The 13461-nt window shown below is 61.0% G+C and carries 11 protein-coding genes; 9 read left to right on the top strand and 2 right to left on the bottom strand.

What is annotated here, in order from left to right:
* The first annotated feature begins 82 nt into the window (after nucleotides 1-82).
* The 9 genes from ACKUG4_RS26180 to ACKUG4_RS26140 all read left to right on the top strand — a co-directional run bounded on the left by ACKUG4_RS26180 (nucleotide 83) and on the right by ACKUG4_RS26140 (nucleotide 9876).
* A complete protein-coding gene (locus tag ACKUG4_RS26180; RefSeq protein ID WP_007953179.1) occupies nucleotides 83-838 on the top strand; it encodes a DeoR/GlpR family transcriptional regulator in 756 nt (251 codons plus the stop codon).
* Between the two features lie 248 nt (nucleotides 839-1086).
* A complete protein-coding gene (gene glpD / locus ACKUG4_RS26175; protein WP_445435139.1) occupies nucleotides 1087-2625 on the top strand; it encodes a glycerol-3-phosphate dehydrogenase in 1539 nt (512 codons plus the stop codon).
* Nucleotides 2626-2965: 340 nt separating this feature from the next.
* Nucleotides 2966-3880, top strand: coding sequence for a glutamate/aspartate ABC transporter substrate-binding protein (locus ACKUG4_RS26170; RefSeq protein ID WP_011335750.1), 915 nt, complete (start codon nucleotides 2966-2968; stop codon nucleotides 3878-3880).
* Nucleotides 3881-4074: 194 nt separating this feature from the next.
* Nucleotides 4075-4821 (top strand): amino acid ABC transporter permease, encoded by a 747-nt coding sequence (locus ACKUG4_RS26165; protein WP_007953174.1) that lies wholly within the window; start codon nucleotides 4075-4077, stop codon nucleotides 4819-4821.
* Nucleotides 4821-5492, top strand: a complete 672-nt coding sequence (locus ACKUG4_RS26160; RefSeq protein WP_007953172.1) for an amino acid ABC transporter permease — start codon at nucleotides 4821-4823, stop codon at nucleotides 5490-5492. The genes ACKUG4_RS26165 and ACKUG4_RS26160 overlap by 1 nt, the downstream gene beginning before the upstream one ends.
* A complete protein-coding gene (locus tag ACKUG4_RS26155; protein ID WP_007953170.1) occupies nucleotides 5489-6223 on the top strand; it encodes an amino acid ABC transporter ATP-binding protein in 735 nt (244 codons plus the stop codon). The genes ACKUG4_RS26160 and ACKUG4_RS26155 overlap by 4 nt, the downstream gene beginning before the upstream one ends.
* Before the next feature lie 64 nt (nucleotides 6224-6287).
* Complete coding sequence (gene aauS, locus ACKUG4_RS26150) at nucleotides 6288-8201, top strand: two-component sensor histidine kinase AauS (RefSeq protein WP_039765823.1); 1914 nt, start codon at nucleotides 6288-6290, stop codon at nucleotides 8199-8201.
* Nucleotides 8198-9526, top strand: a complete 1329-nt coding sequence (gene aauR / locus ACKUG4_RS26145) for a two-component response regulator AauR (RefSeq protein ID WP_039765821.1) — start codon at nucleotides 8198-8200, stop codon at nucleotides 9524-9526. Before aauS ends, aauR begins: the two co-directional genes overlap by 4 nt.
* 20 nt (nucleotides 9527-9546) lie before the next feature.
* Nucleotides 9547-9876, top strand: a complete 330-nt coding sequence (locus ACKUG4_RS26140) for a GlpM family protein (RefSeq protein ID WP_162831789.1) — start codon at nucleotides 9547-9549, stop codon at nucleotides 9874-9876.
* Nucleotide 9877: 1 nt separating this feature from the next.
* Here ACKUG4_RS26140 and ACKUG4_RS26135 read toward each other — a convergent pair whose 3' ends face one another.
* The gene (locus tag ACKUG4_RS26135) at nucleotides 9878-10912 is read right to left on the bottom strand and encodes an alpha/beta fold hydrolase (protein ID WP_445435138.1); all 1035 of its coding nucleotides are present in this window, start codon (nucleotides 10910-10912) and stop codon (nucleotides 9878-9880) included.
* 130 nt (nucleotides 10913-11042) lie between these two features.
* Nucleotides 11043-13355: a 5-methyltetrahydropteroyltriglutamate--homocysteine S-methyltransferase gene (gene metE, locus ACKUG4_RS26130; protein ID WP_445435137.1), complete on the bottom strand. Its 2313-nt coding sequence runs from the start codon at nucleotides 13353-13355 to the stop codon at nucleotides 11043-11045.
* Nucleotides 13356-13461 lie beyond the last annotated feature (106 nt).

The following is a 13461-nucleotide window of genomic DNA, read 5'->3' as shown; positions in this document are numbered from 1 at the left end:
CTGACTAAGGCTGGAAACTGGTCGGGAGGAGATTCCTGCGGCATCATGGGCAAATTTTGCACGGCAGCCCAAAGGAAGCCCCATGAATCTGCCTCCCCGTCAGCAGCAAATCCTCGAGCTGGTCCGCGAACGCGGCTATGTGAGCATCGAGGAAATGGCCACGCTGTTCGTTGTTACCCCGCAAACCATCCGCCGCGATATCAATCAACTGGCGGAAGCCAATCTGCTGCGTCGCTACCACGGCGGCGCCGCCTATGATTCCAGCGTCGAAAATACCGCCTACGCGATGCGCGCCGATCAGATGCGCGATGAAAAGCAACGCATCGGCGAAGCCATCGCCGCACAGATTCCCGATCACGCCTCGCTGTTCATCAATATCGGCACGACGACCGAATCGATTGCCCGCGCCCTGCTCAATCACAGCCACCTGAAGATCATCACCAACAACCTACACGTCGCTTCGATGCTCAGCGCCAAGGATGATTTCGATGTGCTGCTGACCGGCGGCAACGTGCGTCGCGACGGCGGCGTGGTGGGTCAGGCGAGCGTGGACTTCATCAACCAGTTCAAGGTCGACTTTGCGCTGGTGGGCATCAGCGGTATCGACGAAGACGGCAGCCTGCTCGACTTCGATTACCAGGAAGTGCGGGTGTCCCAGGCGATCATCGCCAATGCCCGGCAGGTGATCCTGGCGGCGGACTCCAGCAAGTTCGGGCGTAACGCGATGATCCGCCTCGGCCCGATCAGCCTGATCGATTGCCTGGTCACCGATCAGCAACCGGTGCCGGCCCTGGCGCAACTGCTGAGCCAGCACAAGATTCGTCTGGAAGTCGTTTAACCCTCTCCCGCATAACTCCCTCCCGGCGAACTCTCGTTCCCACGCTCTGCGTGGGAACGATCAGTCACGCCCTGATCCGCGCCCTGACGCGCATTTCATGTTCGAATATTTTCCTTTTTCGGCCCTTCGATGAGTTTTTTCAATCGAAGTCGACTGGCTGCGCGCGTCTTTATGGGCTACCATTTTCGCAAATGAACATTCATGTTCGATTTCCAAGACAGAAAATCAAAAGAGCCCGAGGCCAGCCGATGTCCACATCTACCTTGCGTACGCCCCCTATCTCCGAGATCTACGACATCGCCGTCATCGGCGGCGGGATCAATGGCGTGGGGATCGCAGCGGATGCCGCCGGTCGCGGTCTTTCGGTGTTCCTTTGCGAAAAGGACGACCTGGCCAGCCACACCTCATCGGCCAGCAGCAAGCTGATCCACGGTGGCCTGCGCTACCTCGAACATCACGAATTCCGTCTGGTGCGCGAAGCCCTGGCCGAACGCGAGGTGCTGCTGGCCAAGGCCCCGCACATCGTCAAGCCAATGCGTTTCGTGCTGCCGCACCGCCCGCACCTGCGTCCGGCGTGGATGATCCGCGCGGGCCTGTTCCTTTATGACCACCTCGGCAAGCGCGAAAAACTGGCGGGCTCGAAAAGCCTGAAGTTCGGCGCAGACAGCGCACTGAAAAGCGAAATCAGCAAAGGCTTCGAATACTCCGACTGCTGGGTCGACGACGCCCGCCTCGTGGTTCTCAACGCCATGGCCGCCCGTGAAAAAGGCGCGCACATTCACACCCAGACCCGTTGCGTCAGCGCCCGCCGCGCCAAGGGCCTGTGGCACCTGAACCTGGAACGCGCCGACGGCAGCCTGTTTTCGATCACCGCCAAGGCATTGGTGAATGCCGCTGGCCCGTGGGTCGCCAAGTTCATCCGTGACGACCTGAAGATGGAATCGCCGTACGGCATCCGCCTGATCCAGGGCAGCCACATCATCGTGCCGAAACTGTACGAAGGCGATCACGCGCACATCCTGCAAAACGAAGATCAGCGCATCGTTTTCACCATTCCGTACCTGAACAACCTGACCCTGATCGGCACCACCGACCGCGAATACACCGGCGATCCGGCCAAAGTGGCGATCACCGACGGCGAAACCGATTACCTGCTCAAAGTGGTCAACGCCCACTTCAAGAAGCAGATCAGCCGTGACGACATCCTGCACACCTACTCGGGCGTGCGTCCGCTGTGCAACGACGAATCCGACAATCCTTCGGCCGTGACCCGCGACTACACCCTGGCGCTGTCCGGCAGTACCGAAGAAGCGCCGCTGCTGTCGGTGTTCGGCGGCAAGCTGACCACCTACCGCAAGCTCGCCGAGTCGGCGATGGCGCAGTTGATGCCGTTCTTCACCCAGATGCGCCCGAGCTGGACGGCTACCGCCACCCTGCCCGGCGGCGAAGACATGACCACGCCACAGGCCCTGAGCGCGCAGATCCGCGACAAGTTCGACTGGGTACCGACCGAAATTGCCCGTCGCTGGGCCACTACCTACGGCAGCCGCACCTGGCGCATGCTCGAAGGCGTCGACACCCTTTCCGACATGGGCGAACACATCGGTGGCGGTCTCTACACCCGTGAAGTCGACTACCTGTGCACGGAAGAGTGGGCCACCACGGCACACGACATTCTTTGGCGTCGCAGCAAACTGGGCCTGTTCACCACGGCGGCGGAGCAAGAGCGCCTGGCGGCTTACCTGAACAAGGTCGAGCAGAACCGCAGCAAGATCGAAGCGGCCTGATCCGTTCCTCGTTGAATAAAAAGCCCCTGAATCGAATGATTCAGGGGCTTTTTGCATTCAGGCTGAGAAAGGATGCGCTGAGGACGTTCGGTTTTCCGAACGCGACCTGACGGTCAATTCGGTTAACCGGATCAGATCCACGGAAAAACACCATCACAAAACTTTAATAACGTTATAAATCAATGAATTAACCTGTATCGACTGGTCTGGCACGACTCATGCTCTACACTCCTTCGACGAATGCCTGTTGCGCCAACACAACAGGAGCCGTCAGGCATTCGAAGCTCAAAAGGGCCCGCTCAACCGGCTCCATAAAAAAAACAATGTCGAGGAAAATTTGATGCGCATCGTTCCCCATATCCTGGGCGCAGCCATTGCTGCCGCTCTGATCAGCACACCAGTTTTCGCTGCCGAACTCACCGGCACCCTTAAGAAGATCAAAGAGTCCGGCGTCATCACCCTGGGCCACCGTGACGCTTCCATCCCTTTCTCCTACATCGCTGACGCTTCCGGCAAGCCGGTCGGCTACTCCCACGATATCCAGCTGGCCATCGTCGAAGCGATCAAGAAAGACCTCGACCTGCCAAACCTGCAGGTCAAATACAACCTCGTCACCTCGCAAACCCGTATCCCGCTGGTGCAGAACGGCACCGTGGACGTCGAGTGCGGCTCCACCACCAACAACGTCGAGCGTCAGCAACAGGTCGACTTCTCCGTCGGCATCTTCGAAATCGGTACCCGTCTGCTGTCCAAGGCAGACTCCAAGTACAAGGATTTCGACGATCTGAAAGGCAAGAACGTCGTGACCACCGCCGGCACCACCTCCGAGCGCATCCTCAAGGCGATGAACGCCGACAAGCAGATGGGCATGAACGTGATCTCCGCCAAGGACCACGGTGAATCCTTCCAGATGCTGGAATCGGGTCGTGCCGTTGCGTTCATGATGGACGACGCCCTGCTGGCCGGCGAAGCCGCCAAGGCCAAGAAAGCCTCCGACTGGGCCGTAACCGGCACACCACAGTCGTACGAAATCTATGGCTGCATGATGCGCAAAGGCGACGAGCCGTTCAAAAAGGCTGTCGACGACGCCATCAAGGCGACCTACGCCTCGGGTGAGATCAACAAGATCTACGAAAAATGGTTCATGCAGCCGATTCCGCCAAAAGGCCTGAACCTGAACTTCCCGATGAGCGACGAGCTCAAGGCCCTGATCGCCAATCCGACCGACAAAGCGGCTGACGACAAGAAATCCTGATTTCTGACTAACCTTATCCCCTGAGGAGGCGCCTGCCTTTTCAGGGGATGGTCACTCCCTGCTGGCACTTATTGGAAACACTCGAACCGGTGGCTGTCGAGCCGATCGCGTGTGCCTGATTTTCACAATCAGGGCGGGAACGGAGCTTCCCCAGGCGGGCACTTGTACATCGATCGAATCGAGGGGAGACCCTAATGAATTACAACTGGGACTGGGGCGTGTTCTTCAAGTCCACCGGCGTGGGCAGCGAGACCTATCTCGACTGGTTCATTTCCGGTCTGGGCTGGACCATCGCCATCGCCATCGTCGCCTGGATCATCGCCCTGCTGCTCGGCTCGCTGCTGGGCATCATGCGCACCGTGCCGAACCGCATCGTGTCGGGCATCGCGACCTGCTACGTCGAACTGTTCCGTAACGTGCCGCTGCTGGTTCAGCTGTTCATCTGGTACTTCCTGGTGCCCGATCTGCTGCCGCCGGATCTGCAGGAGTGGTACAAGCAGGACCTGAACCCGACCACCTCGGCCTACCTGAGCGTTGTCGTCTGCCTGGGCCTGTTCACCGCCGCCCGGGTCTGCGAACAGGTTCGCACCGGTATCCAGGCGCTGCCACGGGGCCAGGAATCCGCCGCCCGCGCCATGGGTTTCAAGCTGCCGCAGATCTACTGGAACGTGCTGCTGCCCCAGGCCTACCGGATCATCATTCCTCCGCTTACCTCGGAATTTTTGAACGTGTTCAAGAACTCCTCCGTGGCGTCCCTGATCGGTCTGATGGAGCTGCTGGCGCAAACCAAACAGACCGCCGAATTCTCGGCCAACCTGTTTGAAGCCTTCACCCTGGCGACCCTGATCTACTTCACCCTCAACATGAGCCTGATGCTGCTGATGCGCATGGTCGAGAAGAAAGTCGCCGTGCCCGGCCTGATCTCCGTGGGGGGTAAATAATGGAATTCGATTTCAGTGGCATCGTTCCGGCCATTCCCGGCCTGTGGAACGGCATGCTGATGACCCTCAAGCTGATGGCGCTGGGCGTGGTCGGCGGGATCATCCTCGGCACCATCCTCGCGCTGATGCGCCTGTCCCACAGCAAACTGCTGTCGAGCATCGCCGGTGCGTACGTCAACTATTTCCGTTCGATCCCGCTGCTGCTGGTGATCACCTGGTTCTATCTGGCAGTGCCGTTCGTGCTGCGCTGGATCACCGGCGAAGACACCCCGATCGGCGCGTTCACCTCGTGCATCGTGGCGTTCATGATGTTCGAAGCGGCGTACTTCTGCGAAATCGTCCGGGCCGGCGTGCAGTCGATCCCCAAAGGCCAGATGGGCGCGGCGCAGGCACTGGGCATGACCTACGGCCAGATGATGCGCCTGATCATCCTGCCTCAGGCGTTCCGCAAGATGACCCCGCTGCTGCTGCAGCAGAGCATCATCCTGTTCCAGGACACCTCGCTGGTCTACACCGTGGGCCTGGTGGATTTCCTCAACGCCTCGCGCGCCAGTGGCGACATCATTGGCCGCTCGAATGAGTTCCTGATCTTCGCAGGTCTCGTGTACTTCACCATCAGCTTTGCCGCCTCGGTGCTGGTCAAGCGTCTGCAAAAAAGGTTCGCCGTATGATCTCTATCAAGAACATCAACAAGTGGTATGGGGACTTCCAGGTGCTGACCGATTGCAGCACCGAGGTCAAAAAGGGTGAAGTGATCGTGGTTTGCGGCCCGTCCGGTTCGGGCAAGTCGACCCTGATCAAGTGCGTCAACGCACTGGAGCCGTTCCAGAAAGGCGACATCGTGGTCGACGGCACATCGATTGCCGATCCGAAGACCAACCTGCCGAAGCTGCGTTCGCGCGTCGGTATGGTGTTCCAGCACTTCGAACTGTTCCCGCACCTGACCATCACCGAAAACCTGACCATCGCGCAGATCAAGGTGCTGGGCCGCAGCAAGGAGGAAGCCACCAAGAAAGGTCTGCAACTGCTCGAACGTGTCGGCCTGTCGGCTCACGCCCACAAGCATCCGGGGCAACTGTCCGGTGGTCAGCAACAGCGCGTGGCGATTGCCCGTGCGCTGGCGATGGACCCGATCGTCATGCTGTTCGACGAACCGACCTCGGCGCTGGACCCGGAAATGGTCAACGAAGTGCTCGACGTGATGGTGCAGCTGGCCCACGAAGGCATGACCATGATGTGCGTGACCCACGAAATGGGCTTCGCCCGTAAAGTGGCCGACCGTGTGATCTTCATGGACGCCGGCAAGATCATCGAAGACTGCAAGAAAGAAGAGTTCTTTGGCGACATCAGCCAACGCTCCGAACGCGCGCAGCATTTCCTCGAGAAAATCCTGCAGCACTAAAAACTGCTGCATTCCCCGACATCCACTGTCGGGGAATGCAGGTGGTTGACCCAAGGCAACTGTGATGAAATGCGACCCCACTCTCTATCGCGCCACGCCGCCATCACTTGCCGTGAAACCCCGTCTGATCCGCCACCTGTTCCTGCCGCCGCTGGTCATCGCTCTGATGATCGGACTGGGTTACATCGGCTTCTGGACCAGCGAACATTTCGGCATCCGCAGCCTCGGCGAAAACGGCCAGCGCCAGCTGGAACTGCACGCCCGCGCGGTCGAAAGCGAGATCAGCAAATACACCTACCTGCCCAGCCTGCTGGAGCTCGAATCGAGCGTTTCGCAGCTGCTGGACGACCCTACCCCGGAACACCGGCAAACGGTCAACGATTACCTTGAAGGCCTGAACCGGCGCAGCCGCAGTCGGGCCATCTACGTCATGGACACCACCGGCCGGGTCATGGCCACCAGCAACTGGCGTGACGTCGACAGTTATCTCGGTGAAGACCTGTCGTTCCGCGCCTACTTCCAGAACGCCATCCGCGGCCAGCCTGGACGTTTCTACGGGATCGGCAGCACCAACGGCGAGCCCGGTTATTACCTGGCCCACGGCCTCGAAGAACACGGCAAGATCATCGGCGTCGCGGTGGTCAAGGTACGCCTGGAAGCCATGGAAGAACGCTGGCAACGGGCGCGTCTCGAAGCCTTCGTCAGCGATGAAAACGGCATCATCATTCTGTCCAGCGATCCGGCCCGGCGCCTCAAATCGGTGATACCGCTGAGCGACGAGACCAAGGAAAAACTCGCCCGCAGCCTGCAGTACTACTGGTTCCCGCTGAACGAGCTGCAACCGCTGGCCCGGGAAACCCTGTCCGAAGGCGTGGAAAAACTCACCTTCCCGGCCAACAGCGAAGTGCCGAGCCAACAGGATGGCGATGAAGAAAACATCAGCTACCTGGCGCAAACCCGGCCGTTGAGCGATACCCCGTGGAATTTCACCCTGCTAACGCCGTTGCAGGATCTGCGGCGCGAGGCAATCAATCAGGGAATTCTGGTGGCCGTGGCGTTTGCCCTGGTGGCATTCCTGCTGATCGCCTGGAATGAACGGCGCAAGGTCATCGCCACCCGCCTCGCCGCCCGCGAAGCCTTGCAGGAAGCCAACAATCAACTGGAGCGTCGGATTACCGAACGCACCGCCGACCTGCGCGCCAGCAACGACCGGCTCAAGAGCCAGATCCGCGAACGGCGTCAGGCCGAAGAAACCTTGCGCCGCGCCCAGGACGAACTGGTGCAGGCCGGTAAGCTCGCAGCCATCGGCCAGATGTCCACCAGCATCGCCCACGAACTGAACCAGCCGCTGGCGGCGATGCGCACGCTGTCGGGCAACACCATTCGCTTCCTTGAGCGCGGCCAGCTCGATGTCGCCAGCACCAACCTCAAGACCATCAACGACCTGATCGACCGCATGGGCCGGATCACCGCCAGCCTGCGCTCCTTCGCCCGGCGCGGTGACGACAAGGGCCGCGCCAGCCTCGGCAAAGCAGTGGACGCCGCCCTGCAAGTGCTCGGCGCCCGTGTGGAAAGTGCCGCCCTGAAAGTGCATCGCCAGTTCGACGATGTGCAGGTGCAGATCGACCAGACGCGTCTGGAGCAGATTCTGGTCAACCTGATCGGCAACGCCCTCGACGCCATGCAGGCGCAACCGCTGCCGGAACTGTGGCTGGAAGGCGAAGAATTCAACGGCAAATATCGCCTGCGCGTGCGCGACAACGGCCACGGCATCGACGCGGAAGCGCGCAAGCATCTGTTCGAACCGTTCTTCACCACCAAGCCCGGCGAACAGGGTCTGGGCCTCGGCTTGACCCTGTCGGCCAGTCTGGCGGCCGCCACCGGCGGGCATCTGGGTGTCGAACACCCGGCCAGCGGTGGTACCACTTTCGTCCTCAGTTTACCGTTGGTAAGCCCTACTCCTGCCGAGCCAATATGAACAACGACCTCAGTGTATTGATCGTCGAAGACGACCCCCATGTCCTGCTCGGCTGCCAGCAGGCGCTGACGCTGGAAGACATTCCCTGCATCGGCGTCGGCAGTGCCGAAGAAGCGCTGGAGCAGGTCGGTGACAATTTCGCCGGGATCGTCATCAGCGACATTCGCCTGCCGGGCATCGACGGCCTGGAGCTGCTGACCCGGCTCAAGCAACGCGACCGCAGCCTGCCGGTGGTGCTGATCACCGGCCACGGCGATATTTCCATGGCGGTCGGCGCGATGCAGAAAGGCGCCTACGACTTCATGGAAAAACCGTTCTCCCCCGAGCGTCTGGTCGATGTGGCCCGCCGTGCCCTGGAGCAACGCAGCCTGAATCGCGAAGTCTCGTCCCTGCGCCGGCAACTGGCCGAACGTGATTCACTGGAAGGACGGATCATCGGGCGTTCGCCGGCCATGCAGAACCTGCGTGAACTGATCGCCAACGTCGCCGACACCTCGGCTAATGTGCTGATCGAAGGCGAAACCGGTACCGGCAAGGAACTGGTCGCCCGTTGCCTGCATGATTTCAGCCGCCGTCACAGCAAACAGTTCGTTGCGCTGAACTGTGGCGGGCTGCCGGAAAACCTGTTCGAAAGCGAAATTTTCGGCCACGAAGCCAACGCCTTCACCGGCGCCGGCAAACGGCGGATCGGCAAGATCGAACACGCCGACGGCGGCACGCTGTTCCTCGATGAAGTGGAAAGCATGCCGCTGCCGTTGCAGATCAAACTGCTGCGGGTGTTGCAGGAACGCACCCTCGAACGCCTCGGCTCGAACCAGAGCGTGGCGGTGGATTGCCGGGTGATTGCGGCCACCAAGTCCGACCTCGACGAATCGAGCAAGGCCGGGGAATTTCGCAGCGACTTGTACTACCGCCTCAACGTGGTAACGCTGGAACTGCCGCCCCTGCGCGAGCGCCGCGAAGACATCCTGCAACTGTTCGAACACTTCACCCAGCAATCGGCCCTGCGTTTCGACCGGGCGCTGCCGGAGCTGGACAACCAGACCCTGTCGAGCCTGATGAGCCACGACTGGCCGGGCAACGTACGGGAACTGCGCAACGTCGCCGAGCGTTTTGCCCTCGGTTTGCCGGCGTTCAAGAAAACCGGCGCGGGTAGCGCGGGCCAGGGTCTGGCATTCGCCGAAGCAGTGGAAGCGTTCGAGCGCAACCTGCTCAGCGACGCCCTGCAACGCAGCGGCGGCAACCTGACCCAGGCCAGCCTGGAACTGGGAATGGCCAAGACCACGCTGTTCGACAAAGTGAAGAAATACGGCCTGAGCCATTAAGCGAGAACGAAGTGGATCTGATTTTCAAGGCAATGCTCGGCGCGGCCGTGGTGGTGATCCTCGCCATGCTGGCCAAGACCAAAAACTACTACATCGCAGGGCTGGTGCCGCTGTTCCCGACCTTCGCCCTGATCGCCCACTACATCGTCGGCAAGGGCCGTTCGATAGACGACCTGAAGACCACCATCGTCTTCGGCATGTGGTCGATCATTCCGTACTTCGTGTATCTGGCGACGCTGTACGTGATGGTCGACCGCATGCGCCTCGAAGCTTCGCTGGCGGTCGCGGCAGTGGCGTGGCTGATGGCGGCGACGGTGCTGGTGTCGGTGTGGGTGCGGCTGCACGCCTGAGTCAGAGCAGGTTGTGTTCCGCCACCGGTTCGATCTGCGCCCAGTGCGACGTGTCTTCGCGATGCTCGCGCAAATACGGTAACACCGCCGCCAGCAACGGTTCCTTGAACGCTTCCTGAAAGCGGTGTGCCAGCCCCGGAATCAGCCGCAGCTGACTGCCGCGAATGTGCGCCGCCAGGTGCACGCCGTGCATCACCGGCAGCAACGGATCCGCCGTGCCATGCACCACCAGCGTCGGCACCCGCAACTGGTTGAGCAACGCCACCCGGCTCGGCTCGGCGAGGATCGCCATGATCTGGCGCTTCACGCCTTCGGGATTGAACGCCCGGTCATAGGACAGCGCCGCCTGATGCAGCAAGGCCTGCCGGTCATCGCTGACCGAAGGGCTGCCCAGTGCGGCCAGCAGATCGGCCTGTTGCTCCAGCGCAATCTGGCGATTGGGCGCGCCGCGCCGTGACAACAACTGCACCAGCGCCGCGCTCGGCGCCGGCAGCCCTTCGGCACCGGAGCTGGTCATGATCAGCGTCAGGCTTTCGACCCGTTGCGGCGCCATCGCCGCCAGGTGCTGGGCGATCATCCCGCCCATGCTCGCGCCGAGCACGTGGAATTGCTCGACGTGCAACGCATCCATCAGGCCCAGCGCATCGTCGGCCATGTCGGTCAGGCTGTAAGGCGCCACCACCGGCAGGCCGAGTTTGTAGCGCAGCACCTCAAAGGTCAGGTTGGCTTCGGCCGGCGCCTGGCGCCAGGTCGACAGACCGACATCGCGGTTGTCATAACGGATCACCCGAAAGCCTTGCTGACACAGCGCGACCACCACTTCATCCGGCCAGTGGATCAACTGCCCGCCCAGGCCCATCACCAGTAACAGCGCCGGATCCGACGCACGACCGATGCTCTGGTACGCCAGGCTTACCTGCTCCAGATCGACCCGTTCGGTCGGTACATTGACGTCGCAACGCGACGCCGCGTAGGACGCCGGAACGCAAAAAACCGCGGCCAACAACGCCGCGATTGCAAAAAATCCCTTGAACATGAAAAACACCGAAACGCAGAACCCCAGTAGAGCGTGAGTCTGATGAAGTTTGTTCAAGCGCGCTGCCACAGTTCGATGACAGTTTGATGAAGAGTGCCGAGCGGTCGACACGCTTCATTCGGTGTTGCCGTTACGCCAACTGACTGCGCAACTGCCGAGCCGCCGCGACCATGTTGACCAATGCGGCTTCGGTCTCCGGCCAGGCGCGAGTCTTCAGGCCGCAATCGGGGTTGACCCATAGCCGCTGCGCCGGGATGCGTTTCACGGCCTTGCTCATCAACTTGACCATCTCGGCGGTGTCCGGCACTCGCGGCGAGTGGATGTCGTAGACGCCCGGGCCGATGTCGTTCGGGTAGTCGAACGCTTCGAAAGCCTCGAGCAATTCCATGTCCGAGCGCGAGGTTTCGATGGTGATGACGTCGGCGTCCATGTCGGCGATCGCCTTGATCACGTCGTTGAATTCGCTGTAGCACATGTGGGTGTGGATCTGGGTTTCATCCTTCACGCCCGAGGCGGTCAGGCGGAACGCTTGCACCGCCCAGTCGAGGTATTCCTGCCATTGCTCACGGCGCAGCGGCAGGCCTTCGCGGAACGCCGCTTCGTCGATCTGCACGATCCTGATCCCGGCGTTTTCCAGATCGACCACTTCGTCACGCAGGGCCAGCGCCAGTTGTTGCGCCTGGACTTTGCGCGACACGTCTTCGCGGGGGAACGACCACATCAGCATGGTCACGGGACCGGTCAGCATGCCTTTCATCACCTTGTCCGTCAGGCTCTGGGCGTAGCTGATCCAGTCAACGGTCATGGCGTTCGGACGGCTGAGGTCGCCATAAATCACCGCCGGTTTCACGCAGCGGGACCCGTAGCTCTGGACCCAGCCGAAACGGGTGAACAGGTAACCGTCGAGCTGTTCGGCGAAGTACTCGACCATGTCGTTGCGCTCGGCTTCACCGTGCACCAGTACATCCAGGCCCAGACGTTCCTGCACCTGCACCGCGTGGCGGATTTCGCTGCGCATGGCATCGTGGTAGTCGTTGGCCGACAGCTTGCCCTGCTTGAATGCCTGACGGGCCAGGCGAATCGAGCCGGTCTGCGGGAACGAACCGATGGTGGTGGTCGGGAACGTCGGCAATTTCAAACGCGCCTGCTGTGCGGCGATGCGTTTGGCAAACGGCGAATGCCGCTGGCTGTCGCTGGCATTGATCGCCTCGATCCGCGCTTGCACGTCGGCCTTGTGAATACGCGGCGAGCGGGCGCGGCTCTCTTGAATCGCGCGGCTTGCGGCCAGCGCGTTTTGCACGTTCGGCGCTTGCGGGTCGTTCAGCGCATCACGCAACACCGAGATTTCGCTGCACTTCTGTACAGCGAATGCCAGCCAGCTTTTCAGTTCCGGATCGAGCTTGTCTTCACGCTCGACATCCACCGGGCTGTGCAGCAACGAGCAGGAACTGCTGACCCACAGGTTGTCGCCGAAACGCTCCTGCGCCGGTTGCAGTTGCGCCAGCGCCTGCTCCAGTTCGCAGCGCCAGACGTTGCGCCCGTTGACCAGGCCGACCGAGAGAATCTTGTAGGTCGGCAGACGATCGAGCACCTGACCGAGCTGATCCGGTGCCCGCACAGCGTCGATGTGCAGGCCTTGCACCGGCAGGCCGACGGCCAAACCGAGGTTGTCTTGCAAACCACTGAAATAGGTCGCCACCAGTTTCTTCAGCGGCGAATACTGAAGGATGTGATAGGCGCGTTCGAAGGCGCTTTTCCAGGCTTGCGGCAGATCGAGGGTGAGGATCGGCTCGTCGATCTGCACCCACTCCACGCCCTGGGCGGCGAGGCGGCCGAGGATTTCGTTGTACACCGGCAGCAGGCGCTCAAGCAGATCGAGCTTGTCGAAATCGTTGCCTTTCGCCTTGCCCAGCCACAGATAAGTCAGCGGGCCGATGATCACCGGTTTGACGTTGTGACCGAGGGCTTTGGCTTCTTCGACTTCATCGAACAGCTGTTCCCAGCTCAGCTTGAATGGCTGGTCGGCGGTGAATTCCGGGACCAGGTAGTGGTAGTTGGTGTCGAACCACTTGGTCAACTCTTGGGCGTATTGAGTCTTGCCGTGTTCGCCGCCGCAGCAGGAAGACGTGGCGCCACGGGCCATGGCGAACAGGGTGTCGAGGGTTGGCAGACCGCGTTCGTCACGCACACCGTCGAAACGCTCGGGGATCACACCGAAGGTCAGCGAGTGGGTCAGCACCTGGTCGTACCAGGCGAAGTCGCCGACCGGCAGCAGGTCGATGCCGGCGTCCTTCTGCAATTGCCAGTGCCTGGCGCGCAGCTCGCGGCCGACCTGATTCAGAGCGGCCTGATCGAGATCGCCTTTCCAGTAGGCTTCGAGGGCTTTTTTCAGTTCGCGGTCGGCGCCGATGCGCGGGAAACCCAAGGTGTGTGCCACGGCCATGTCGAGTGTTCTCCATTGCGTAAAAGATGGCGCCATTGTCGACAGCCAGAGCAACATGAGACAAACTCAACCTTTTCGTGTTGATCACAAATTTTCCTCATGGAGC

This window comes from Candidatus Pseudomonas auctus (genome assembly GCF_048654275.1).
Lineage (GTDB): Bacteria > Pseudomonadota > Gammaproteobacteria > Pseudomonadales > Pseudomonadaceae > Aquipseudomonas > Aquipseudomonas pharyngis.
Note: the sequence above shows the minus strand (reverse complement) of the source record. Positions and strands in the feature narration are given on the sequence as shown.